This is a genomic window from Mycobacterium sp. (genome assembly GCF_008709575.1).
GTDB lineage: Bacteria > Actinomycetota > Actinomycetes > Mycobacteriales > Mycobacteriaceae > Mycobacterium.
On sequence record NZ_VYIK01000500.1, the window covers coordinates 1 to 577 of the forward strand.

1 pseudogene is annotated in these 577 nt (G+C 64.0%); it reads left to right on the forward strand.

Annotated elements, in window-relative coordinates:
* Positions 1–577 (forward strand): annotated as a pseudogene (locus tag F6Q13_RS19810) (hypothetical protein); the annotation flags it as partial.

The following is a 577-nucleotide window of genomic DNA, read 5'->3' on the forward strand; positions in this document are numbered from 1 at the left end:
TTCTGGGAACTGATCATGCCCGAGGAAGAGCTCGGCGTGCAGGTCTATCTCTACTTGACCGGCAGCGGGAAGGCGGGCTACAACGTCTGCGTTTGGGGACCGGAAGCGCCCCTGGCGCTGCACCTCCACCAGGGGCGGGTACCGGACCACGCCGACCTCGACGAATTCTCTTTCGATGGCCTGACCCTTACGCAGCCCGAGTTGCGCAGGTCCTGCCTGCTGAACTACGACCGCGACGGCGTGCAAATCGAGTTCGCGTTCACCGGCATTCACGATGCGTTCAGCTATCACTGCAATCCCGACGGCCTGCCGTTGTGGTTCGCGGTGAACCGGATCGAGCAGACCGGTCGGGTGCGCGGCGGGCTCGCAGTCGCGGGTCAGCGCATCGAGTGGGACCGGATGGGACATCGCGACCATTCCTGGGGATTGCGCGATTGGGGCGTGCCACAGCATTGGAAATGGTTCGTTGCCTATACCGAATCGGGCCGCGCGCTCAATGGCTGGATCTGGATCGCCAAGGGCGAGTGGGGTTTCGCCGGATATGTCGTGCGCGACGGGGTGACCTACCCAGTCCGTC